Source organism: Paenibacillus sp. J5C2022, from assembly GCF_025567625.1.
Taxonomy (GTDB): Bacteria; Bacillota; Bacilli; order Paenibacillales; family Paenibacillaceae; genus Pristimantibacillus.
The window spans coordinates 38,304-62,242 of sequence record NZ_JAOQJC010000015.1 but is presented as its reverse complement, the minus strand read 5'-3'; the positions used below and the strand labels follow the sequence as shown (position 1 = coordinate 62,242).

The window sequence follows — 23,939 nt, the reverse complement described above, 5'->3', positions numbered from 1 at the left end:
CTCATCAAAACGGAAAAAACAGCGGCAATACCAGCACCATTACAACGCCAAGAAGTACTTGGGCCGGCAATCCGATTCGCACATAATCCATAAACGTATAGCGCCCCGCAGACATGACCAGCGCATTGGGCGGTGTGGAGAACGGAACGGCGAAGCAGATGCTTGCAGCCAGCGTAACGGCAAACAGATAAGGCACCGGGTTAACGCCAAGCTGAAGGGCTGCGCCAAGCGCGATAGGAGCGAATAATACAGCCGATGCGGTATTGCTTATGAACAAGGTGACGAATGATGTGGCGAAATATACGCCTGCAAGCAGAGCAAGCGGGCCGAAGCTTCCCAGACTGAGCACCAACTTCTCCGATATAAGCGCTGCCGCTCCCGTCTTCTCTACCGCGATCGACATCGGAATCATTCCGCCGATGAGCACAATGCTCTCCCAGTTGACCGTCTTGTACGCCTCCTCCATATTGCGGAGACAGCCGGTTGCCACCATGAGCACCGCTGCGATCATGACGGAGACGACGGCTGGGAAAATATCCGCAATCATCAGGACGACCATCGCGATCATAACCGCAGCCGCAATCGGCGCCTTGTGGCTTAGCGGAACAGAAGCCTCCGCTTCCTCCGGCTGCCCGACGACGACCACGTCGGCATGCTCCTGGGACAGCTTCGCGATGCTCTTCCAGGCGCCCTGCACCAGCAAGGCGTCGCCGGAGCGCATTCTCTCTTCCTTCAGCTGGTGAAGCAGATACCCACCTCTTCGCTGAATGCCGAGAATATTCAAGTTGTACTGCTCACGGAAGCCGGAATGCTTGACCAGCTGATTAATATGCTTGGAATTGGGCGGTATGAGTACTTCCGCTATGCCGACCTCCGTCGAGGCGTACCCATCCGTAGACGCTTGCTCCCTCTCTGCCGCATGCTGCGCCAGCAGCTCCAGCTCGCATTCACGGGCGAACGCCTCCACCTGCGGGAAGAAGCCCTTCACATACAATATATCGTTCTCCTCAACGATCGTATCCGGACCTGCCACTTCTCCGTTCAACGTCTTGAAGAAGGGATTCTTGTGGGAGGACTTCCGTCTCACCTCGCTAATATGTATCCCGTATTGGCCCGTCAAGGACAGCTCCTTCAGCGGCTTGCCGATAATGAGAGAACCCCTCTTCGCTTGCACGCGGTACAGATTGTCCGACAAGCTGTACTGCTGCGCCAGCTCCTGAAGCGAACGCCTCTTCTTGCCCCCCTCCTTGTCGCCGCTTGACTTCGGCAGCAGGAACTTGCTGAGCACGATGATCAGCACTGTACCTATCGCAAGGGCTACTGCGCCTACTGGCGTGAAGGAGAAGAACGTCAGTTCCGTGACGCCTGCCTTCATCAGCGTCTCCCGAATGACCATGTTCGGCGGCGTGCCGATCAGAGTGAGCGTTCCTCCCAGACTGCTGGCGAACGCTAGCGGCATTAGCAGCCTGCCGGGGCTGACGCCCGCGCTCATCGCCAAGCTGACGACGATGGGAAGCATGACTGCGACAGTGCCGGTATTGCTGACGAAAGCGCCGATAAATGAGCTGGCCAGCATCACCGTTACAAGAAGCTTCGTCTCATTCTGCCCCGCCAGCTTGAGCAGCCTGCCGCTCACCTGCCTGGCAAGTCCCGTATGGAATATGCCTCCTCCGACGATGAACAAGCCGATCATCATAATGACGACGGAGTTCGCGAAGCCGGACAGTGCTTCGGCGGGATTCAATATATCCAGCACGACCAGTAATATCAGCGCCATTATGGCCACCATATCCGAGCGTATCTTGCCGCTCGCGAACAATGCAGCCGCGCCTGCCAGTATAGATAATGTAATAATCATTTCCGTATTCATAACTAGATACCCCTTATTGTCAATGATGGCCAATTGTTCGCAACATTCCTATAATAGCACAAGTAGGAACAGCCGTCTGTGACGTTGTGCATACTGTTCCTTACTGTCCTGCAAAGGGCTGCATTGACAACAGATGTACGATCTATTATCATTAAATTTAATTTATGATAATAATTATCAATATCATTCGAATCAAAAAAGCAAAGCTGCTCCCCAAGCGGAAACCCGCTTGAAGAACAGCCCGATAAGTGCTACATGCCCAGCCACTTCTTGAACAGTTGCTTCGTCGTATCCTTGTTGATCGCCGCAATCGACGTCGTAAGCGGAATGCCCTTCGGACAGGAGCGCACGCAGTTCTGCGAGTTGCCGCAGCCCTCGATGCCGCCATCTGTCATTAGCGCTTCCAGACGCTCGTCCTGGTTCATCTCGCCTGTCGGATGTGCGTTGAACAGCCGAACCTGTGAGATAGCAGCGGGACCGATAAAGCTGTTACGGTCGTTCACGTTCGGACAGGATTCCAGACAAACGCCGCACGTCATGCACTTGGAAAGCTCATACGCCCATTGGCGCTTCGATTCCGCCATGCGCGGACCGGGACCGAGATCGTACGTACCGTCGATCGGAATCCACGCTTTCACCTTCTTCAAGGCGGTGAACATACGCTCGCGGTTAATGACCAGGTCGCGTACGACCGGGAAGGTGCGCATCGGCTCCAGACGGATCGGTTGCTCCAGCTTGTCAACAAGAGCGCTGCACGCCTGACGCGGCTTGCCGTTGATCACCATAGAGCAGGCGCCGCATACTTCTTCCAGACAGTTGGAATCCCAACATACAGGCGCCGTGCCCTTGCCGTCAGACCTGACAGGATTACGCTGAATTTCCATCAGTCCGCTGATGACATTCATGTTGGGACGGTATGGAATTTCGAATTCTTCCGTATAGGGCGTGGAATCCGGCGTATCCTGGCGTGTGATGACGAACTTAATCGTTTTCTTAGCAGCAGTCGTTTCGGCCATGATTATTCTCCTTTCTTCTTCTTTTTATCCGTTGTATAGTCGCGCTTACGCGGAGCAATCAGGCTGACATCGACGTCCTCATAGGAGATCTTAGGTCCATCCGGCGTCCAATCCGCAATCGTCGACTTCATGAATTGATCGTCGTTGCGGTCCGGGAATTCCGGCTTATAATGCGCGCCGCGGCTCTCATTCCGCATAAGGGCGCCAAGCGTCATCGCTTCGGACAGCTCGATCATATTCCACAGCTGACGAGTGAAGGCTACGCCCGCGTTGTTCCATTTCGCCGTGTCGTTGATGTTGATATTCTGATAGCGCTGCTTCAGCTCTTTAATCTTGTCGATGGTCGCTTGCAGCTTGTCATTGAAGCGGACAACGGTCATATTGTTCGTCATCCATTCGCCTAGCTCCTTATGCAGCACGTAGGCGTTCTCTGTGCCGTTCATGCCGAGAATGCGGTTGTACTTGTCGTCATGGCGCTTCTTGTCACGGTCGAATACTTGGGCGTTTACGTCCTCCGAGGATTTGTCCAGCCCTTTAATATATTCGACGGCTTTCGGTCCTGCGACCATTCCGCCGTAGATGGCGGACAGCAGCGAGTTCGCGCCTAGACGGTTAGCACCGTGGTATTGGTACTCGCATTCGCCTGCGGCGAACAGACCAGGGATATTGGTCATCTGATTGTAGTCGACCCACATGCCGCCCATGGAATAGTGAACGGCCGGGAAGATCTTCATCGGAATCTTGCGCGGATCGTCGCCCATGAATTTCTCGTAGATCTCGATAATACCGCCAAGCTTGACGTCCAGTTCCTTCGGATCCTTATGCGACAGGTCGAGGTACACCATATTCTCGCCGTTAATGCCCAGCTTCTGATCGACGCAGACAGCGAAAATTTCACGAGTCGCAATGTCCCGCGGCACAAGGTTGCCGTATGCCGGATATTTCTCTTCCAGGAAGTACCATGGCTTGCCGTCCTTGTATGTCCATACGCGTCCGCCTTCGCCGCGTGCGGATTCCGACATCAGGCGCAGCTTATCGTCGCCCGGAATCGCCGTGGGATGGATCTGGATAAATTCGCCGTTCGCATACTTCACGCCTTGCTGATAGACCGCGCTTGCCGCCGTACCTGTATTGATGACGGAGTTCGTCGTCTTGCCGAAGATGATACCGGGTCCGCCGGATGCCAGAATGACTGCATCAGCTCTTACCGTGTGGACTTCCATTGTGCGCAGATCCTGTGCGGATACGCCGCGGCATACGCCGTCGTCGTCCAGCACTGCGCCAAGGAATTCCCAATGCTCGAACTTGTTGACCAGACCCGCTGCTTCCCAGCGGCGCACTTGCTCATCCAGCGCATACAGCAACTGCTGGCCGGTAGTCGCGCCTGCGAATGCAGTACGGTGGTGCTTCGTGCCCCCGAACCGGCGGAAGTCCAGCAAGCCTTCCGGCGTACGGTTGAACATAACGCCCATACGGTCCATCAGGTGAATAATGCCTGGCGCCGCATCGCACATCGCCTTAACCGGCGGTTGATTGGCGAGGAAGTCGCCGCCGTATACTGTGTCGTCGAAGTGCTCCCATGGGGAATCGCCTTCGCCTTTTGTATTAACAGCGCCGTTGATGCCGCCTTGCGCGCACACGGAGTGGGAACGCTTAACGGGCACGAGTGACATGAGATCGACATGCATGCCGGCCTCCGCCGCTTTGACCGTAGCCATCAAGCCTGCAAGACCGCCGCCAACGACGATTACTTTATTTTTTGCCATTATGCTTCGCTCCTTGTCTTCAAACTATCCGATATTGCTCCATGCCGCAGCTGCGCTTGCAGCTTCCTTGAACTCATCGCCGCCGAATGCCACCAGCGAGAGGATGAACAGGGCAGATACGATAACGAATACACCCATGCAAATGTACGAAGAGATGCGCTGAGCTCTCGGTCCGATCGTTATTCCCCAACTGATCAGGAACGCCCAAAGTCCGTTGCTGAAGTGGAATACGGCCGCCAGAACGCCAATCACATACAATGCGAACATGACCGGACTGGTCGAGATCGTATGCATGGTCGAGCCAAGCTCTTCATGAGTAAGATTGCCAAGGTATACCTGAATCCGCGTCTGATACACATGCCAGAAAACGAATACAAAAGTGATCACCCCGGTAATCCGCTGAGCCGTGAACGCCCAGTTCCGTCCATACTGGAACCTCCCCAGGTTGGAATTGGACTGATACGCGACGTACAGGCCGTAAATACCATGAAACAATAGCGGTAAATAGATGCCGAAGATTTCCAGCAACGGCAGCAGCGGCAGGCTGTTGATCAGGTGCACGCCTTTGTTGAAGCCCTCAGGTCCGCGCTCGAACGCTTGATAGTTCGTCACTGCATGCACGACAATAAACCCGCCCAGTGGGATTATTCCCAGCAGCGAGTGCAGCTTGCGCGAGAAGTACGAATTTCCCTTCATTTCATTCTGTTCTCCTTTCAAGACTGTGAATGCTTCATCTTGTGTCCATAAACCATTCTACATTTTACATCTAGCCTGTACCCCCGTCAACAAATGTTGACACAGTTTTGCCATACTTCCATCCTACTCCTTTTCAGCTTATAATGGAATTGCTTATTTTTTATTAATTGTTATAACCATAACGCATAAGAGAGGGAAGCACTATGAATGAAGAGCTGCACATCTTCTCCATCATCGTGGAGCAATCCAGCATGAACAAGGCGGCTGCCTTGCTTAACATCTCCCAGCCCGCCTTGTCCCGCAAGCTGGCCAAGCTGGAAGAGGAGATCGGCGTAGAGCTGTTCCGCCGCGTAGGCAAGCGGCTGGAGCTTACCCGAATCGGTCAGCTGACTTACGAATACGCGCTGGAGCAGCGGGAGCTGCATAAGCATTATCTGAAGACGGTAGCCGAATTCAAGGAGACCGGCCGTACTTCTCTCACTATCGGAGCCAGCTTGACGACCCTTCAGACGACGCTGCCGGACATTATCCAGTCACTTACAAGCAGCCACCCTGAGATCGATATTAAAGCCATAACGGGCAAAACGCACGAAATCGTCGCCGCTGTCCGCGAGCATCGCGCCGAAATCGGACTTGTCGCTTCTACCATCGACGATCCGTCGCTCACCTGTCTGCCCCTGTTCGACGATCATCTCATGCTGGTGCTGCCGCGCAATCAGGTGATCACTGAGAAAGGAAGGCTGGATATCGGCGATCTCGGCGGCATGCCGATGATTTTGTTCGCCAAAGGCACCTGGTACCGGTTGCTTACGGACGAGCTGTTCGAAAGCTACAAGCTGTCGCCCGATGTGCGAATGGAGATCGATTCCTTCGAAGCCATTCTTCGCTTGCTGCATACGTGCCGGGCGGGAACACTTCTGCCGCAGTCTTATCTGCGCGAGCAACTGCTCGTCGACAATGAGCTTGTCGTCATCCCCATACGTGAACTGGAGAATGCGAAGCGGACAACCTCCTTGATCTATGGAGATTCCGACGCCTTAAGTCCCACTGTCAGAATGTGCATTAACGAGATCGCCATCAAATTCCCCGGCAGCAAGAAGAGCAGAGGATACGGATATGAAGTGACGCGCAAATCGTTAAAATGAGCTGAAAGATCGGCTTTCAATAGTTATTTCCATTATAGTGGGCTGAAATCCAATAAATTTGCATAAGCCATTAAGGAGAAGATGGAATATTCATTCTCTGTTGTGATATGGTAATGAAGGACTGAGACATCTTATATTGAGGTGAGCTATGACAACACTGATCAAAGAAAAAGAATGGAAGAAATACATACTGGCGGCACTCCTGTTCACGATAATCTTCGTTGTCTTGGAAGTAGCCCCGATGATCGCATCCACATCCAAGCTACCTTACGACAATGGCGTAATTGCGAAAGAAGAAGCGGTTAACCGGGCGACCGCCTTCGCCGAGACGCTGACGGGACGGACCGTCGAGCGCGCGCATGCGTTCCATCAAAGCGACAAGCTGCTTAACGGCTACTTGGCGAAAGAGAAGCTCATCGAGCAATACGTGAACGAATATGATGAGAAGCTCCCAACGGACACGTTCCAAGTTAATGTGACGTTCGGCGATGGCGGCACAGGCTTCCTGTATGTGCATATGTATACAGGAGAAGTCGTCGCTTGGAATATGCTTCCGGATGAATCGATGCCGAGCGACCAGCTCCAGAAGACTGTCATTGCAGAGCTGATGCTGGAACGGGGACTGCGCGGAGTTGGCGTTGAAGATATATGGCTAGCGGATAACGGGAGTTGGGTAGCCGATCTGCCCGACTATAAAATAGGGGAAGCGGAGCTTCAAGTGACGGCAAGAACCGCAACGATACAGAATAAGCCCGTCGTTACCCAATTCAAGCCTGTCTTCCACGCTCCTGACGGTTATATTCAATATGTGAAGAAGCAGGACTTCTGGGCTGGCGTGCTTACGGGAGTAGGCTATCTGCTGATGAGTATCGTGCTGTGCATACTGGCTATTATATACGCTATCCTGTATCGCAAGCATACGTCGTTCAAATATGGCATTCTGCTGACCGTCGTCTTCCTGATCGCCTACATTATAATGAACGTCAATATGCTGGACGGCATAAGGGCCAGCAGCGGCGAAGATTATATGGGTGAAGGCGTCATCGTATTCACTGTACTGTTGACGCTGCTGATGACCATCCCCATGGCAGGCTCAGTTTATATCTCCATCGTTGCCGGGGACGGTCTTTGGAAGGCGCAAGGCTTCCATGTGTGGCCTCGCTTCCGTGAGGCCGGCTACGGGCAATATGTATGGCGCAGCATGGGGCTGGCCTATCTGCTTGCTTTAATTATGCTGGGCTTGCAACCGATCATTTTTCGTGCGCTGGAGGCTATTATTGGCACTTGGGGAACGAGCGATGTGACGATGTCGCCGTACAACATGAAGCTGCTGTGGCTGATGCCTGTGCTGGCATGGGCGGCGGCGATCTCGGAGGAAGCCGTGTTCCGCTTCTTCGGCATCGGACTGTTCCGCAGATGGTTCAGGCATTCGTTCGCAGCGGCCATACTGCCGACTCTGTTCTGGGCGCTCGGTCACGTCATGTACCCGTTCTATCCGTCTACGACAAGGTTGATCGAGCTTATGATTATCGGCCTGCTGTTCAGCTTCATCTTCATCAAGTATGGGTTCATTACCGCGATGTTCACCCATGCCATATTCAACAGCGTGGCCGTCGGCAGCAGCCTGTTCATGGTCGGCAATACGGCGGATATGATCTCCGCAATCTTCTTTATTGTATTGCCGGTGCTCATCGCTTACGTTATCAAGAAGTGGCATGAGAAGCGCGTAGGCGGAACACCGGCCGTCCCACCGGGCATGCCGGACCCCTCCTCGCGCTTATAGCGCGCGCCGGAACACCGGCCATCCATCGGGCTTGCCGCCCCTTCGCGCTTATAGCGCGCTTGCTAAAGCGGCATTTGTTACCATGAAATGGTCATGAAGAATCTGCTTGAAGAGCCCCGTTAATCCACTTGTCCATGGAATAACAGGGCTCTCCAGTTCCTGCGCGTACTCACTAATATTTAACTTTCCTCCGCCTATCTGCCTGATCACTCCACTACTTCCTCTTCACTGTCCATCAACCTAAGCGCGCCAATGCTTACCTTGCTTCACCCTCCCACCTAAACACACCACTACTTCCCTCGACTTCTTGCGCGTATTAGCCACTTTTGTATGAAATATCGTACAACTTCCTCGACTTCTTGTGCCTATCGGCCACTTTTGTATGAAATATCGTACAACTTTCCCGACTTCTTGCTCGTATCCACCACTTTTGTATGAAATATCGTACAACTTCCCCGACTTCTTGCTCGTATCCACCACTTTTGTATGAAATATCGTACAACTTCCCCGACTCCTTGTGCTTATCGGCCACTTTTGTATGAAATATCGTACAACTTCCCCGACTTCTTGCTCGTATCCACCACTTTTGTATGAAATATCGTACAACTTTCCCGACTTCTTGCGCGAAACGTTAAGGATCAGCTACTTGAGAGCGGACGTGGCACGTTTGACGGGGCTATGTGACCATTTTGAGCGATGGAACGCACTTTCCGACTAATATGAGAGGCTATGTGAGCATAATGAGCGATAGACAGCTACTTGAGAGCGGACATGGCACGTTTGACGGGGCTATGTGACCATTTTGAGCGATGGAGCGCGCTTTCCAACTAATATGAGGGGCTATGTGAGCATAATGAGCGATAGACAGCTACTTGAGAGCGGACGTGGCACGTTTGACGGGGCTATGTGACCATTTTGAGCGATGGAACGCACTTTCCGACTAATATGAGGGGCTATGTGAGCATAATGAGCGATAGACAGCTACTTGAGAGCGGACGTGGCACGTTTGACGGGGCTATGTGACCATTTTGAGCGATGGAGCGAGCTTTCCAACTAATATGAGGGGCTATGTGAGCATAATGAGCGATAGGCCAGAACGATTGTGCGGAGGGGCAAGCTGGGAGCAAAAACAGTCCTTCCTTTCGTTACTGCTGCAACTGCTCCCAACTTCCTATTCTTCCCCAACTTCCATCCTATTGCTCTTGCCGCTCTTCCTGCTGACCTTGCCCAGACCCGGGCTTGGATACGGGGTCCGATATGGGGTCCGATACGGACTCGGATACGGGGTCCGATATGGGGTCCGATACGGACTCGGATACGAGGTCCGATATGGGGTCCGATACGGGGTCCGATATGGGGTCCGGTACGGACTCGGATACGAGGTCCGATATGGGGTCCGGTACGGACTCGGATACGGGGTCCGATATGGGGTCCGGTACGGACTCGGATACGAGGTCCGATATGGGGTCCTGCACGGACTCGGATACGGGGTCCGATATGGAGTCCGATATGGACTCGGATTCGGCTTCGGACACCGCCTCCACCGCCTCCACCGCCGACGCCGGTTCCTCCCTCAGCGCCGCCAGAATCGTCGCGGCCAGCTTGTCGCCGATAGATAGCGGCCTGAAATCCTCCACAGCCGCTTCCTTAATCCGCTTAATGGAGCCGAAGTGCTTCAATAGCAGCTTGCGCCGCTTTTCCCCGATACCGGGAATGCTGTCGAGCCGCGACTCCACCATCGACTTCGCCCGCTGCTGACGATGGAAGCTGATGGCGAAGCGATGTACCTCGTCTTGTATCCGTTGCAGCAAGTAGAATTCCTGGCTGTCACGCGGCAGAGGCACAATGCGCGGCGGATCGCCCGTCATAAGCTGAGCCGTCTTATGCTTGTCGTCCTTGACGAGACCGCATACCGGAATCGCCAGCCCCAGCTCATTCTCCAGCACATCGATCGCCGCCGCGATCTGCCCTTTGCCGCCGTCCACCACGATCAGATCCGGCGGCGTCCCACCTTCCTTCAGCATCCGCTCATAGCGGCGACGGACTACCTCGCGCATCGTCTCGTAGTCGTCGGGACCGGCTACCGTCTTCACCTTGTACTTCCGGTACGCTTTCCGATCCGGCTTGCCGTCGGTGAACACCACCATCGCTGAGACGGGGTTCGTCCCTTGAATGTTGGAGTTGTCGAACGCTTCAATTCGGTGCACCGAGGGCAACTCCAACCATTCCGCCAGCGACTCCGCCGCCTTCACGCTGCGCGCTTCATCCCGCTCGATCAGCCTGAATTTCTCCTCCAGCATCATCCGGGCATTGTCGTAAGCCATCTGCACCACCTGGCTTTTCTTGCCGCGCTGCGGAATAAGCACCTTCACCTTCAGCCAGTCCTGCAAGGAAGCGACGACCGTCTCCTCCTGCTCGTCATCACGCTCCGGCGGATGCGGCAGCAGAATCTGCTTCGGAAGCGCCGGATTATCGCTGTAGTATTGAGTGACGAAGGAGATGAAATCGTCATACTCTTCACCGTAGTACGGGAAGCTGGTTCCATGCCGTTCAATTAGCTTGCCCGACCGCATATACAGGATTTGAACGCACATCCAGCCCTTCTCCACCGCATAGCCAAAAATATCGCGATCCATCGCGTCGGACATCGTTATTTTCTGCTTCTCCATAACCGCATCTATCGCCTGCAGCTGGTCCCGGTATTCCTTCGCCCGCTCGAACTCCAGCGCTCCCGCCGCCTGCTCCATCTTGCGCTGCAGCTCTTCTTTCACAATATCATGCCCGCCCTTCAGGAAGCGGCTGATCTCGCCGATCATACGGTCATACTCCGCCTGCTCCACATCGTATTCGCAAGGCGCGATGCACTGGCCCATATGATAATACAGACATACCTTGTCTGGCAGCGTATTGCACTTGCGGAGCGGATACAGCCGGTCCAGCAGCTTCTTCGTCTGCTGTGCGGCGTAGGCGTTCGGATACGGGCCGAAGTACTTCCCCTTATCCTTCACGATGCGTCGGGTGACCTCTAGCTTGGGATGGCGCTCATTCGTTATTTTAATGTATGGGAACGACTTGTCGTCCTTCAGCAGTACATTGTACCGAGGATTATGCTGCTTGATCAGATTGCACTCCAGAATGAGCGCCTCCATGTTGGAGGATGTAATTATGAATTCAAAATCGCGGATTTCCGATACCAGCCGCTGCGTTTTGCCGTCGTGACTGCCGTTGAAATAAGAACGAACTCTGTTCTTCAGCACCTTGGCTTTGCCGACGTATATAATCGTTCCTTCGCCGTTCTTCATCAGGTAACAGCCCGGATTGTCCGGCAGCAGCGCCAGCTTGTTCCGGATATGCTCCTTGGCTTTCGCGAAATCGCCCGAAGGCGCTTGGCTGTCGTTTTTTTCTCTATCCACCATTCATAGGCCCTCCCCTCAACTTGCTTTGGCGATCTTAATTGTAGCATATCGGCAATACGCTCAGCATTCCTTGCCTTACAATTGTCATCATATTCGCTTTACAATCCTTCCGAAGTTTGGGTATACTAATGAAAGCATAAGGTCTGTCAAGGAGGACTTTGGAATGGAAAATGTAAGAGATCCGCGCGAGCATGTGAATGAAGAGCCGCGCCATGATTTGATGGACGTCGTGTTCGGCTTTGGCGGCATGCTTGGTTTCATGACCATTGTGTTCGCCGCTGCGGTTATTGTGAAGTTTATCATTTCCTAGACAATGCGAAGGAAAGCTCCATGCCTGCCGCCAATATGGCGGTTCGCACGGAGCTTTCTTCATTCACGCTTTGCGCCCTCGCTTGTTCTCTCCCGTCACCATCACATTCTCTACATAAGGTCTGATGCGATCCATAATCCGCTCCGCCTTATGAATGTCCTCGCCGTCCTTGTTCGTGAAGCTGAAGTGTCTCTCCAGCGCATCCAGATCGTAGTTCGACGTATAGAATGTCGGCTTCCGCTCCATCCGGTAGTTCAAGATTGCTCCCAGCACATGATCGCGCACCCATGGATTCAAGTTCTCCGCACCGATGTCGTCGAAGACGAGCAGGTCCGTCTCTTTCATCAACTCCACCGTCTCCTTCAGCTTGCCGGGTTCGTGCATGAGCGATTTCAAATCCTCCACAAAATCCGGCATGTAGACGATCACCCCGGAGTAGCCGACCTTCGCAAGCTCCTGAAGCAGATAGCACATGAGAAAAGTCTTGCCCGTACCGAACCTTCCCGCAAGATACAAGCCTTCCTGCTGCAGTCCGTGATCCCGGGTCCGGTCGATATAGCGCAACAGCTGTCCGACAGCCTTCGCCCGCTCCAGATCTCTTGTCAATATCTCATCGGAGGAATATACCCGCCGCAGCGCCTTCTCATCCACATAAAAGCTGCGTATCCGGCTGCGTACGGCCTCTTCCGCCTGACGGGCTAGGAATTTCTTGCAGGATACCTTCCGGTCGTACAGTTGCATCGCTCCGTTCAATTCCTCGGCATGAAGCATCGTATAATGGCCTTCGTAATCGTTGGGACAAGCATCCAGTCCAGGACAATTGGAGCAGTTGTTATACTCTGTCGCGTACTGATAGACGCGATTCAAATTGCGGCGAAGCAAATCCTCGTCCAACTGGGGATACTTCGTCTGCAGCTTCGCAACGAGCGGGTCTTCCTTCAGCTCGGCCAGCTTCTGCTCGGCTTGCCGGGCGATAGACTGCCCCGTCGGCCATGACTTCAACAAGTCGCCCAAAGATTCCATTCTTCATTCCTCCTCCCGCTAAAAATTCTGTGAAAAACCGTACGCCCAGCCAACAGTTTGTCTCTGCCCGCGCAGTCACGCCGTACAGGCATCACTGCTTCCCGTCCAGCTTATGCGCCAACCGGCGAAGTTCCTTCAGCTCTGCTTCCGAAACTCCCGAATTCCTCGTTCCTTCCTGCACGATCGGAGCCGTACAGGCATCACTGCTTCCCGTCCAGCTTATGCGCCAGCCGGCGCAGTTCCTCCAGCTCCGCTTCTGTGACCCCCGAATCCCTCGTTCCTTCCTGCACGATAGGGATGGAGGGCTTCCGCGAAGCGGAGCGGCCGTTGCCGCCGCTTCTGCCGCCGTACGCTCGCTTGCCCGAAGCGGCTCCCGCGCTTCTCGCCGCCTCTTGACGGAGCCCCTTGTCTTGCTCCATCTGCGCCTGCTCCCGCACGTAGACAACCGCCTTCTCGAACGTATCGAGCCCTTTCATCAGCATGTTGGAGGCGACTGCATCCAGATAGGTGCGCGTAATCCGTCCCGCTTCCTGGCTTCCGATCACATAATGGATCAGCACATTGATCACCGGACCCGCCAGCTTGTAGTGCAGATCGATCCGTTCGAACACATTCACAATCCAATCCGGAACCGCACCGGGGAAAAACCGTCTTAAAAACCGCGTATGCGGCTCGTTGCGCATCAGCATATTATATTGCTGAATATCGCAGCGGCCCTGCAGCGGAGACGGCACAGGCAGGAAGTATTGCTCCGACACCTCATACTCCGGCTCATCCCGCTCTTCGTCGTCCGCTTCTCCAGCCATCGCCTCCGCTCGCGCAAGCACCTTCTCCCGGCCTTCATCCCGCTTCAGCTGATGGCGATACAAGCCGTTCGCCTTCAACTGCAGCTCGTCCACATTCAATTCCCCATTGCTGTCGAAAATATCGTCTTCATCCAGCAGCCTGCATAGCCCGGTCACGTTCAAGTTGTATTTATAAGCGACATAATTCACTTGTGCGAGACTGTCGGGACGATGCCGCAGCCGCTCCACACTGGAGCGGTTGGCGGAATTGCGAGGAAATCGCAGAATGATCTCCCCATAGGGAATGCGTGCCGAAGCCAGCTCAGCGCGCGGCGCTGCCTGACGCGCCGGAGCCACCTCCGTCAGCGCCTGCTCCAGCTCCGTATCGAATGACTGCATATTCAGCTGGAACAGCTCGTAGAAAGGCACCGATATGTTCTCTTTCTCCAACTGGGCATGAGCCAGTTCATCCGGCTCGCTGGAGCCGAACGATTCACGCAGCGAGATCACCGCATACTTGCCTACCTTGTCGCGCAGCAGCATCGTCAGATGCACCGTCTGGAAAAATTCTCCTGGCGATAGAGGGCACATCAATTCATATTCATAGATCACTTCCGCATGCTCCGGCACGGCCAATCGGCTGCTCTGCAGCAGACCGACCGCCTCCAGCTTGGACGCCTGCTCGATCAACATCCGCCTGCTCTTCTCGTCCAAGGCCATGCCAAGCCCGAGGAACAGCTTGCGCTGCGGCTCCAGCCGGGAGTAGCCGCTCTTCCCCTCTTCGATCCCCTGATAGAGCAGGTGATAGAGAGAGACTGCCAGCCCGCCAACGATCGGCTGATAGATTAACGTCAGCATTTTATGATCAAGACTGCTTAACGAAAAATCACGAAATATGTAATATCGGTGATGTTCCGTGAACTCCAACATACTTCCAATCCGCATAAATCTTCTCCATCCCAAGCATACTTTCTATCATTTTAGCACAAATCGGTCGCTTGCGAACGATCAGGAAAAATAGAAAAATCCCCCGAATGAGGGATTTTCATCGCTTGCGCCCATGTTATTCAGCTTGACGCTAAAACATCTTGTAACCGCCCCTGCGGAGCGCCCGAATCGCCCAGCCGCTGACAAACGCGCCAATGAGCGCGCCTGTAATGGGGATATAATAGACCAGCGTATAAGTGCCGATGTTGTCCATTGACGGATTCTCCGATGGGTCCCACGGGGACCATATGGCGAGTCCGATCAGCACGATGAAGAACAGCACAACCGGAAACCATGTCGTCTTCAACAGCATATTCAATATAAAGCCGATGCCGAACATCATAACGAAGAACAGCACCGTTGCAACGACGATTTGAACAATATTAACGACTAACTCAGGCATTGCAGCAGCCCCTTTCCCTTGCTCCGCTCACATACGGCATGCTTCAGCCGTCTGCGCAGTGATAACTTGTTCTAGTGTAATGAAAGCGGAAACCAATGTCAATCTGCCCCCGTCAAATGTCACAATCCCGCCATTTGCTACCCGGGAGCACATTACGCTACAATGAAAGCAGTATATCTAGAGAGGAGCATCACGAGCTATGAGTGAAGCCGCACAAACATTGGAAGGCTGGTACGCGCTGCATGACTTCCGCAGCATGGACTGGACGGCATGGCGACTCGCCGAGGAGAGCGAGCGGCTGTGGGCGCTGGACGAGCTTCGCGCCTTCCTGGCACAATGGGGAGTCGTCGAGCAGCAGAAGCAAGGCAGCACCGCCGTCTATTCCATCGTCGGGCAGAAGGCCGACTTCGTATTCATGCATCTTCGCGAGACGCTGGAGGAATTGAACGAGATTGAAGTCGCCTTCAACAAGACGACGTTCGCCAGCTATACATATCCTACCTACTCCTATGTCAGCATTGTAGAGCTGAGCAATTATATGGGGGCATCCGGCGGAGACCCGATGGAAAATCCGGAAATCGTCGCCCGTCTGAAGCCCGAGCTGCCGAAGTGGCGCCATATCTGCTTCTATCCCATGAACAAGCGCCGTTCCGGCAACGACAACTGGTACATGCTGGACATGGAGGAGCGCCGCGCCATGATGCGCAGCCACGGCATGATCGGCCGCAAGTATGCCGGCAAGGTGAAGCAGATCATTACCGGCTCCGTCGGCCTGGACAATTGGGAGTGGGGCGTAACGCTGTTCGCTAACGACGCACTGCAATTCAAGAAGCTCGTCTATGAGATGCGCTTCGACGAAGTAAGCGCCAGATTCGGCGACTTCGGCGACTTCTATGTCGGCAACCTGCTGGACGATGAGAAGGTCGACGAACTGCTCAGCATATAAATGGCAACGAAACGAGACAAACCGCTTATCGGTTTGTCTCGTTTCGTTTTATTGTTCAGGCCTTATGCTGTTCAACGGACAGCATAGCGCATGAGCGCATCGTTTGTTTCGTAAAAAGCCCGTATGCGCCGAGTCTCCTCCGCATCCAGCTGCTTCAGTGGCTCCCGTGTCTTCGGCGAAGCGATCACGCCTTGCAGATACAGCATATATTTCTCGTACGGAATAACGTCATAAGTTGTCATATCCGCTATAATTGCGTTGGCTGCGCGCTGAAGCGGCCGGAGCGACGCCCAATCGCCCGCCTTAGAGCGGACATGCATTTCCGTGAAGAGATGGGGCATCATGTTCATCGTGCTGCCGATCGCGCCGTCCGCTCCCAGCAGTGCGCCGCCTGCATATACTTCGTCATGACCGTTGTAGATGAGGAAATCTTCGCCGCAGCGCGCCCGGATCTGCTCCATTTCGTACAAGTTGAGGGAAGTGAACTTGACGCCGGCACATTGCGGATGCAACGCCATTTCCTCATAGAACCCCAGATCCAGACTAACCCCCGTCGCTCCTGGGAAGTGGTAAATAATCATCGGCAGTGAAGCGGCGGCCATCACCTTCTCGTAATGCCGCCTGATTTCGGCGGGCGACGGTTTGTAATAGAACGGCACGACGGCGGACACGGCGGCGGCACCCGCCCGCTCGGCATGCTTGGCCAATCGCACCGTGTCATTCGTACCGATGCAGCCCGCATGGGCAATGACCGGGACTTGCTTTCCACAGGCCTGAATGACCGCTTCCAGAAGCTGCTCTCTCTCCTCCAGTGACAGCATGAACCCTTCCCCAGTGCTGCCCCCTACATAAAATCCGCGAATGCCGGCATCAATCTGATGACGAATATGCCGTTCAAGCGATTCGAAATCGATCTCGTCATTATCCAGCATCGGCGTCAGAAGCGCCGTGAAAATTCCTTTTAACTGTTCCATATTCATTCGTCCTTTCGCGAACCATGCATTAACCTTTCACGCTGCCTGCAGTCATGCCTTCGATCAGAAACTTCTGGATCAAGGCGAAAATGACAATAATAGGAAGAATTACAATAACCCCGCTGGCTAACAGTCCGCCCCAATTAGTAGAACCAAGACTCTCCAGCAGCTCCGCGATGCCAACCTGAACGGTCTTCGCGGAAATCGAGTTGGTCAGAATAAGCGAGTATTGGTAGTCGTTCCACCCCAGAATGAATGCGTACAAGCTGACGGCGATAAGCCCCGGCAGCGCCAGCGGAATAATGACCGTGAACAGCGTACGAAGCCTGCCCGCGCCATCCATATGCGCCGCTTCCTCCAATTCGATCGGAATCGTCTTGAAAAATCCACTCATGATCCATACGCCAACCGGAATTGTGAGCGTTCCATAAATCAGCACGAGCACCGTCTTTGTATTCAGCAGAGATAACGAAGCGGCCATTTTGTACCACGGTATCATGATCAGCGGTCCTTGGATCATCTGCGCCAGCACGATCAGCACGACCACCAGACTGACTCCCGGCACCCGATGCCTGGCCAGACCGTATCCGCTGATGCAAGCAACCAGTCCCGTTGCGAGCGCAGTCACGGCGCATACGACAACCGAGTTGAGCAGCAGCCGCCCCAGCTGCAATCCGTGATCCGTCAACGCCCATCCATAGTGCTCCCAGGTTGGCTTCTGTATCAGCCAGGAAGGCACCGACGCGAACATTTCCGTGTCGGTCTTGAAGGTTGTATCGATCAGCCATAAAAACGGCAGCAGCGTAAATAACATAAGTACCATCAAACTAACATATCGAAAACCGGTTTGAATCTGTGATTCTTTCATCAGCCGCACCTCCTCTAGTCCAAATTCCGTCCGAACAGCCGGACGTACAGGACGACGATGACAAGAACGAGCAGCATCGACAATGTGGCGATTGCCGAACCCTTGCCCAAGTCGAAATAGACGAAGGAGTGCGTGTATAAATACGTTGGCAGAATACTTGTCGCATAGCCCGGGCCACCTCCGGTAAGCGCCCAGATCATCTCGAATTTGGTCCACGACGCGACAATGCTGACCAGCCCGGTCACATAGATGATCGGCTTCAGAAGCGGCAAGATAATTTGCGTAAAGCGCTGCCAGGCATTCGCTCCGTCCACATGGGCCGCTTCAATCATATCCTTCGATAAGCCGGTTAATCCCGACAGCAGCATCAGCGTAATGTAGGGAAACCCTTTCCATGCCGAAGTAAGCAGAAGCGCCGGCCAAACCCAATATTCATGGCCTAGCCAAATGATATTTTCCTGAATCAGCTTCAACTCGCTCATGTAGTGGTTGAGCAGTCCGTAATGGCCGTCATATATCCACTTCCATATAATCCCTATCACGACGACTGGGGATACCCAGGGCACCATCATCAGCCCCCGCCACAAGCCTCTCCACTTGATTTTGCTGAATAACACCAGCGCCGCCGGAATAGCGATCAGAAATTGCAGAGCGGTCGATCCCAATACCCAGAGCAAGCTGTTTTGAAAGATCCGCCAAAACGCACGGTCTTCTGTCAGCAGCGCCAAGTAATTGTCCAAGCCGGTGAAGGACATTGGCCCGGATGCCAGCAAGGAATAATCGAACAGGCTCAGACGGACCGTCTCGATCAGCGGATAAAATTGAAACGCTACTATATAAAGGACGACCGGCAATAGAAGCAAGTATCCGTAACCGTATGCGTGAATGTATCGTCTCATGTTTTTTGCCTTCCAATCTCCGCTGTTTTATTCGAATTTTTTCTTGACGCCATCGATTCCCTCTTTGATTGCTTCATAAGCCTCTTCCGTCGTGCTTTTGCCGGACAAGTATTTTGCCAGTTGTTCCTGAACGATCACTTCCATCTCGCTCTGCCCCACGATGGTATCCATCGGCACGCCGGATACGTCCAAGAGCTCATTAAAGTCTTTTAGTATACGCTTGTGGCCTTCGATCGCTTTCGGATAAATTTTCTCCGCTTTCTTCACGATTTCATCCAGGCTGGTGCTTTTGATTGCCGTCACATTGACGACCGAAGCAGCCGTGCTGTTAAATTCCTGGCTCGACCATTCCTCCATCAGCTTCCAGGCGATTTCCTTATTCTCGCTGCCCTTGAACATCGCAATGCCGACGTTCGATACCGGCGCTTTCGCCGAAGTGCCCGACGGTCCCTTCGGATAAGCAATAGCCCGCGAAACCTCTACAATGTCGGGGTTGATGCTATATACATTGGCGGTGAAGTAGGTTCCGGCGGCGATCATGCCGACCTCTCCGTTGCTGTAAGCCCGGAACATTTCCGGATACCCCCACGTGACATGCGCTTTGGGCTGATAAGGCTCGAGCTTCTTGAAATGCTCCAGCGTCTCCATATACTTTGATTTGCTCGCCTCCGACGTATCGCTAAGCAGCAGATCGTTGCTGTATGCCGCAGTGAACGGTACCCGGAATGCGAAGCGAGCCACGCCGAGCGGATAACCGAATCCGTATTTGCCGTCTTTCGTCATCAATTCCGCAGCCTTTTCCACATCCGCCCAGGTTTTCAGGTCTTCCGGCTTCATGCCGGCCTCCCCTAGCATTTGTTCGTTCACGATCAACGTGAAGGAATTGGCCAGATTCGGAATGGCATAGGTTTTGCCGTCAATCTGAGCATATTCCAGCGTCCCGGGCAGGAAATCCTCTCTTTTCAACTGCACCCCATCACGTTCGAAGTAAGGCGTTAAATCTTCAAGACCGCCAAGCTGCACCAGGTTCGTCACATCTTGCGTCATCGCGATATCCGGATAATCGCCGGAATTGATCATAACCGCCAGCTTCTTCTCCATATCCGACCAAGACAGGTACATGTATTCGATATTGACATTCGGGTATTTTTCTTTCATTGCGCTTTTGAACTGCTCAGCCAGCTCCTTCTCTGCTTCGGACGTCCCGGGATAGACAAAGCGGATATCCGCCTTGGCTTTCGTCCAGTCCGTCTCTCCAGTCTCCGCATTGCCGCCGGTTTCGTTCGTACCTTCCGCTTTTTCCGAATTTCCTTTTCCTCCGGCGCATCCGGCCATGAGCATGGCGATCGTCAACAGTATGGAGACGAACAAACCTGTTCTTCGCTTCCAGCTTTTCATTGATTAACCCCTCCCTGATTGGTTGCCTTCATGTTCAGTACCCATCTTACCCGCCCCGTCACTTACGGACAATGCGTCAACTTCAAGATTTGGTGGACTCTGTAATGGATTGTCCGTTGTTGGGGGAAATTGTCTTGCCGAAGCAGCCTTTCGCCTGCTATCTTAAGTTTCATAATGGTAGTTGTTTAATAATAGTAAGGAACGAGGTGCAGCCGTTGTTTTCTTTCCGCAAATTGCAAAATCGCCTGTTTCTCTATTTTTTGCTGCTGGTGCTCATTCCGCTTATTACGCTGGGTTGCTTCTCTTATCTTATGGCTACCCGCTTCCTTGAAGAGGACACGGTCCATAGCCAGGAACAGACGATGACATTGATCGCCGGCAATATTGGCATGCTTCTGAACGACGCCGCAGATATCACCTCCTATATCGCCAATAATGAGAGCTTGCGGCTATTGCTGGACCCTGCATCCGAACCGGCACCGAGTAATGGAACGAATGCCGCTGCGGCCTACCTGGACAATATCAATAAAGCTAAATCGTATATCACTTTTCTTGTTATCTATGGAGAAAATGGCTTCGTCTATCGGGATTTCAGCCAATTCTTCCGTGAGATCGTACCTTACTCCGATTTACTGGAAAGTCCCGTCTACATCGCCACCGCTTCGAAAGACGGCGACGCGCACTGGACGTTCTCTAGCGCGCCGATCTTCTCGTTCGGACACAGCTACAATGAAATCATGATCGGGCGCAGGCTGGTCGACATCTACGACCGGGATCAAAAACTTGGCATGCTGTTCATGGGCGTCGACAGAGACGCCATCGCGCATATTATTGAACCTATCCAGATCGCGGGTTCCACGAATATATTCGTATTTGACGGCAATTACAACATCGTTGCCGGCAAACATGAAGATGAGGACTTGAACACAGCGCTGGAGGATGATTTGAAATTAAAGGAGGAGCTGTTTCAAGCTGCAAAACCTATTGAACTGCAAATAGGCGGCAAGTCTTACCTGGCTTCAAGCGCCCGAATTGATCCATACGAATGGCATGCAGTAAGCCTTACGCCGATATCGGTCATTAAACAGCAGCATGGCATTATGCTGAAGGTTACGCTTGCGCTGGCGATAGTGCTGCTGATTACGGTCGGTCTCATCTCTGCCTGGCTGTCCAAGAGCATCACTTCGCCGATCAAAAAATTGCTGAAATCGATGAGCAATTTCAAACGGGGCGATTTCAACCAAAATGTTGAAGTCGCTTCACGAGACGAGATCGGACTGCTCAGCCAAAAATACAATGAAATGGTAAGTGAAACCAACGATCTGATCCAGAAAGTGTACGTCAGCCAAACCCATCAAAAGATGATCGAGCTCAAAACGCTGCAAACGCAAATCCAGCCCCACTTCCTATACAATACACTGGATTTCATTTTCCTCAATTCGAAAATGAATGGCGACGAAGAAACAGCCAAGGTTGTCCAGTCCCTTAGCGAATTGTTCCGCTTGTCGCTGAATCGCGGTAAAGATTATTATACCGTCAATCAAGAAATGAATCAGATCAAGGCCTATATTCATATTCAACATGCCCGCTTTCCAAACCGGTTTCGTCCGGAGTACGATGTCGACACCGGTATCGGCGGTTATTACACGATGAAGCTGCTGCTGCAACCAATCGTCGAAAATGCGATATTGCATGCTTTTCATCTTCCGTCGAATAGAAACGGCATCCTTCGGATTTCTGCACGGAGAGAAGGGGACGGCCTGGTGTTCGAAGTAAGGGACAATGGCTGCGGCATGGGCAGCGAGCAGGCGAAACAATTGCTGGAAGCCCCGGCGAGTGCAGGCGGCGGTTATGGCATCCGCAATGTTAACGAACGCTTAACGATGATGTTCGGCAAGCCGTTCGGCTTGCAAATCGACAGTGAACTGGGCCAAGGCACGCGCGTTATCCTGAAAATACCGTTAATTGAAAGTGAACAAGATTGGAGGCTGCTGTATGAAAATCATGGTCATTGACGATGAACCGATCGTTACAAAAGCGTTGCGAAAGCTTATCCCATGGGAGGAGCACGGCTTCGAATGGCTGCCTTCAGCCGAGAACGGATGCGATGCGCTGGACAAAATCCAGGCTTGTCGGCCGGATCTGATCGTAGTGGATTGCCAAATGCCGCTGATGAACGGACTGGAGCTGCTCGAAGAAATAAACCGCCTTCACCTGCCGATCAAGTCATTAATCCTAAGCGGTCATGACGAATTTGCCTATGCTCAGCAAGCGATCAAGCTCGGTGCGTCGGATTACTTATTGAAGCCTCCGGATATCGATCTGCTGCTTCGGCTCGCACTGAAGATCAAGCAGGAATGGGAGGAGGAGCAGAGACTCAAAAAACAACTTGGCGAGCAGTTGCCCCTCATTCGCTATCGCTTTCTGCAATCGCTGCTGGAAGGCGCTGGAATAAGTGAACAACAGTTTTGTGAGAAAACCGCCTATTTAAACATTCCGTTGAAGCCCGGTCCTTATATGATCGGAGTAATGGAGATTGCGGAAAATCCCGATTATCCGCGTCAGTACGGATATGAAGATCAACAACTTATGAATTTCGCCGTGCTCAACGTTGCGGAAGAAACGCTGTCGGCGCATCCCGGCAAATACTTGTTCCATGAAACTGGCTCTCGCTTCATCATGATTGTCAATGTAAGCGGAAGTACAGCCGGTAAGGAGCAGTTAATGGCGACCTTCCATCGGCTCGTGTCCAATCTGCAGGAAACCTTGCATTATGATGCGACGATCGGCGTATCTGGCTCAGGCGACAGCTTGAACAGGGATGCGAGAGCCTGTCTGGAAGGAGCCATTACGGCACTTGAGTATCAATATTATACCGGTCCCAATGAAGTGATTGCAGTGGACGATCTGGAATGGGAGCGGGCGAGCTCCGTCCACGGCAAGAAAGTGTCGGCTTACCCGGTGGACGAATCACTTCGCAAGGCGCTCAAGATTGGCAATCCCGTTCAGCTCAACCGCTGGATGGAAGACTTCAAATCCCATCTGATCGAACGCGACTATCCCGTACAGGTAACCAAGTCCGTCACGCTGCAGGCGATGGCCTCCGCTGCACAGGCGTTATGCGAAATCCATCCGCGCCTGTCGACCGACGAGCTGCTTGACCCCGCCCGCATCGAGCGATTTCTCACGGCAGCGTCGATTGAACAACTGGGCAAGGAGATCGAAAGTTACTTGGGCGAATTGGCGCAGCTTACCGTCAGCTTGCGCAAATCAGGCAAAAACGCGGTCGTGGAAAAAACAAAGTGTTATATCCAAAAGCATTATAAAGAACATATCACGCTTGAAACTGCCGCACGCCAAGTATTCCTGACCCCCGTCTATCTCAGCTTTCTCTTCAAGCAGGTCGAAGGGGTGAATCTGTCCGACTACGTAACGGATGTGCGCATGAGGCAAGCGAAGAAACTTCTGAGTGGAACGACGATGAGAACATATGAGGTGGCGGCGCAAACGGGTTACACCGACGAGAAGTACTTCAGCCGCCTCTTCAAAAAGCGATTCGGCTTGACGCCTACGGAATTCCGCAACAATTCCATGACAGAATCCACTTCATCTTGAGGTTGTCCCCTCGCCGGGGACGGCCTCCTCTGCTATGCT

The 23,939-nt window shown here is 53.2% G+C and carries 18 protein-coding genes; 6 read left to right on the top strand and 12 right to left on the bottom strand.

Annotation, left to right across the window (positions count from 1 at the left end):
* Positions 1-4: 4 nt before the first annotated feature.
* The 4 genes from M6D81_RS14125 to M6D81_RS14110 form a co-directional block, all read right to left on the bottom strand.
* Complete coding sequence (locus tag M6D81_RS14125) at positions 5-1,870, bottom strand: SLC13 family permease (protein ID WP_262677543.1); 1,866 nt, start codon at positions 1,868-1,870, stop codon at positions 5-7.
* A gap of 251 nt (positions 1,871-2,121) precedes the next feature.
* Positions 2,122-2,886: a succinate dehydrogenase iron-sulfur subunit gene (gene sdhB / locus M6D81_RS14120; RefSeq protein WP_262677542.1), complete on the bottom strand. Its 765-nt coding sequence runs from the start codon at positions 2,884-2,886 to the stop codon at positions 2,122-2,124.
* A 2-nt stretch (positions 2,887-2,888) separates the two neighbouring features.
* The gene (gene sdhA, locus M6D81_RS14115) at positions 2,889-4,652 is read right to left on the bottom strand and encodes a succinate dehydrogenase flavoprotein subunit (protein WP_262677541.1); all 1,764 of its coding nucleotides are present in this window, start codon (positions 4,650-4,652) and stop codon (positions 2,889-2,891) included.
* A gap of 24 nt (positions 4,653-4,676) precedes the next feature.
* Positions 4,677-5,348, bottom strand: a complete 672-nt coding sequence (locus M6D81_RS14110) for a succinate dehydrogenase cytochrome b558 subunit (protein ID WP_262677540.1) — start codon at positions 5,346-5,348, stop codon at positions 4,677-4,679.
* Between the two features lie 203 nt (positions 5,349-5,551).
* Between M6D81_RS14110 and M6D81_RS14105 the strand changes: the two genes are divergently transcribed.
* A complete protein-coding gene (locus tag M6D81_RS14105) occupies positions 5,552-6,493 on the top strand; it encodes a LysR family transcriptional regulator (RefSeq protein WP_262677539.1) in 942 nt (313 codons plus the stop codon).
* Between the two features lie 148 nt (positions 6,494-6,641).
* Complete coding sequence (locus M6D81_RS14100) at positions 6,642-8,276, top strand: CPBP family intramembrane glutamic endopeptidase (protein WP_262677538.1); 1,635 nt, start codon at positions 6,642-6,644, stop codon at positions 8,274-8,276.
* A gap of 1,193 nt (positions 8,277-9,469) precedes the next feature.
* Here M6D81_RS14100 and uvrC read toward each other — a convergent pair.
* Positions 9,470-11,692 (bottom strand): excinuclease ABC subunit UvrC, encoded by a 2,223-nt coding sequence (gene uvrC / locus M6D81_RS14095; protein WP_410795737.1) that lies wholly within the window; start codon positions 11,690-11,692, stop codon positions 9,470-9,472.
* A gap of 163 nt (positions 11,693-11,855) precedes the next feature.
* On the opposite strand from uvrC, the gene M6D81_RS14090 reads away from it, so the two are divergent.
* Positions 11,856-12,002: a YqzM family protein gene (locus M6D81_RS14090; protein WP_262677537.1), complete on the top strand. Its 147-nt coding sequence runs from the start codon at positions 11,856-11,858 to the stop codon at positions 12,000-12,002.
* Positions 12,003-12,065: 63 nt separating this feature from the next.
* Here the strand turns inward: M6D81_RS14090 and dnaI are convergent, their stop codons facing one another.
* From dnaI to M6D81_RS14075, 3 genes are all read right to left on the bottom strand, one after another.
* Positions 12,066-13,025 carry a primosomal protein DnaI gene (gene dnaI, locus M6D81_RS14085; RefSeq protein WP_262677536.1) on the bottom strand — a complete coding sequence of 320 codons (960 nt, stop codon included), beginning with the start codon at positions 13,023-13,025 and terminating at the stop codon, positions 12,066-12,068.
* 200 nt (positions 13,026-13,225) lie between these two features.
* Positions 13,226-14,755 carry a replication initiation and membrane attachment family protein gene (locus tag M6D81_RS14080; RefSeq protein WP_262677535.1) on the bottom strand — a complete coding sequence of 510 codons (1,530 nt, stop codon included), beginning with the start codon at positions 14,753-14,755 and terminating at the stop codon, positions 13,226-13,228.
* 133 nt (positions 14,756-14,888) lie between these two features.
* Positions 14,889-15,200 (bottom strand): YuiB family protein, encoded by a 312-nt coding sequence (locus M6D81_RS14075; RefSeq protein ID WP_262677534.1) that lies wholly within the window; start codon positions 15,198-15,200, stop codon positions 14,889-14,891.
* A gap of 199 nt (positions 15,201-15,399) precedes the next feature.
* Between M6D81_RS14075 and hemQ the strand changes: the two genes are divergently transcribed.
* Positions 15,400-16,146 (top strand): hydrogen peroxide-dependent heme synthase, encoded by a 747-nt coding sequence (gene hemQ / locus M6D81_RS14070; RefSeq protein ID WP_262677533.1) that lies wholly within the window; start codon positions 15,400-15,402, stop codon positions 16,144-16,146.
* A 71-nt stretch (positions 16,147-16,217) separates the two neighbouring features.
* Here the strand turns inward: hemQ and M6D81_RS14065 are convergent, their stop codons facing one another.
* The 4 genes from M6D81_RS14065 to M6D81_RS14050 are packed head-to-tail and all read right to left on the bottom strand — an operon-like array spanning position 16,218 to position 20,285.
* Entirely contained in the window at positions 16,218-17,120 is a 903-nt protein-coding gene (locus M6D81_RS14065) for a dihydrodipicolinate synthase family protein (protein WP_262677532.1), read from the bottom strand.
* A gap of 28 nt (positions 17,121-17,148) precedes the next feature.
* On the bottom strand, positions 17,149-17,988 hold the full coding sequence (locus tag M6D81_RS14060; protein ID WP_262677531.1) for a carbohydrate ABC transporter permease: 840 nt from the start codon (positions 17,986-17,988) through the stop codon (positions 17,149-17,151).
* 14 nt (positions 17,989-18,002) lie between these two features.
* Positions 18,003-18,887, bottom strand: coding sequence for a carbohydrate ABC transporter permease (locus M6D81_RS14055; RefSeq protein WP_262677530.1), 885 nt, complete (start codon positions 18,885-18,887; stop codon positions 18,003-18,005).
* A gap of 27 nt (positions 18,888-18,914) precedes the next feature.
* Positions 18,915-20,285, bottom strand: a complete 1,371-nt coding sequence (locus tag M6D81_RS14050) for an ABC transporter substrate-binding protein (RefSeq protein ID WP_262677529.1) — start codon at positions 20,283-20,285, stop codon at positions 18,915-18,917.
* 134 nt (positions 20,286-20,419) lie between these two features.
* On the opposite strand from M6D81_RS14050, the gene M6D81_RS14045 reads away from it, so the two are divergent.
* Together M6D81_RS14045 and M6D81_RS14040 are read left to right on the top strand one after the other, a co-directional pair.
* The gene (locus M6D81_RS14045; protein ID WP_262677528.1) at positions 20,420-22,300 is read left to right on the top strand and encodes a cache domain-containing sensor histidine kinase; all 1,881 of its coding nucleotides are present in this window, start codon (positions 20,420-20,422) and stop codon (positions 22,298-22,300) included.
* Positions 22,281-23,900 (top strand): response regulator, encoded by a 1,620-nt coding sequence (locus tag M6D81_RS14040; protein WP_262677527.1) that lies wholly within the window; start codon positions 22,281-22,283, stop codon positions 23,898-23,900. The genes M6D81_RS14045 and M6D81_RS14040 overlap by 20 nt, the downstream gene beginning before the upstream one ends.
* Positions 23,901-23,939: the final 39 nt, after the last annotated feature.

Excerpts from the sequence above, each read along its gene's own strand:
- M6D81_RS14125 (WP_262677543.1), bottom strand. The coding sequence starts at position 1,870 with ATGAATACGGAAATGATTATTACATTATCTATACTGGCAGGCGCGGCT.
- sdhB (WP_262677542.1), bottom strand. The coding sequence starts at position 2,886 with ATGGCCGAAACGACTGCTGCTAAGAAAACGATTAAGTTCGTCATCACA.
- sdhA (WP_262677541.1), bottom strand. The coding sequence starts at position 4,652 with ATGGCAAAAAATAAAGTAATCGTCGTTGGCGGCGGTCTTGCAGGCTTG.
- M6D81_RS14110 (WP_262677540.1), bottom strand. The coding sequence starts at position 5,348 with ATGAAGGGAAATTCGTACTTCTCGCGCAAGCTGCACTCGCTGCTGGGA.
- M6D81_RS14105 (WP_262677539.1), top strand. The coding sequence starts at position 5,552 with ATGAATGAAGAGCTGCACATCTTCTCCATCATCGTGGAGCAATCCAGC.
- M6D81_RS14100 (WP_262677538.1), top strand. The coding sequence starts at position 6,642 with ATGACAACACTGATCAAAGAAAAAGAATGGAAGAAATACATACTGGCG.
- uvrC (WP_410795737.1), bottom strand. The coding sequence starts at position 11,692 with ATGGTGGATAGAGAAAAAAACGACAGCCAAGCGCCTTCGGGCGATTTC.
- M6D81_RS14090 (WP_262677537.1), top strand. The coding sequence starts at position 11,856 with ATGGAAAATGTAAGAGATCCGCGCGAGCATGTGAATGAAGAGCCGCGC.
- dnaI (WP_262677536.1), bottom strand. The coding sequence starts at position 13,025 with ATGGAATCTTTGGGCGACTTGTTGAAGTCATGGCCGACGGGGCAGTCT.
- M6D81_RS14080 (WP_262677535.1), bottom strand. The coding sequence starts at position 14,755 with ATGCGGATTGGAAGTATGTTGGAGTTCACGGAACATCACCGATATTAC.
- M6D81_RS14075 (WP_262677534.1), bottom strand. The coding sequence starts at position 15,200 with ATGCCTGAGTTAGTCGTTAATATTGTTCAAATCGTCGTTGCAACGGTG.
- hemQ (WP_262677533.1), top strand. The coding sequence starts at position 15,400 with ATGAGTGAAGCCGCACAAACATTGGAAGGCTGGTACGCGCTGCATGAC.
- M6D81_RS14065 (WP_262677532.1), bottom strand. The coding sequence starts at position 17,120 with ATGGAACAGTTAAAAGGAATTTTCACGGCGCTTCTGACGCCGATGCTG.
- M6D81_RS14060 (WP_262677531.1), bottom strand. The coding sequence starts at position 17,988 with ATGAAAGAATCACAGATTCAAACCGGTTTTCGATATGTTAGTTTGATG.
- M6D81_RS14055 (WP_262677530.1), bottom strand. The coding sequence starts at position 18,887 with ATGAGACGATACATTCACGCATACGGTTACGGATACTTGCTTCTATTG.
- M6D81_RS14050 (WP_262677529.1), bottom strand. The coding sequence starts at position 20,285 with ATGAAAAGCTGGAAGCGAAGAACAGGTTTGTTCGTCTCCATACTGTTG.
- M6D81_RS14040 (WP_262677527.1), top strand. The coding sequence starts at position 22,281 with ATGAAAATCATGGTCATTGACGATGAACCGATCGTTACAAAAGCGTTG.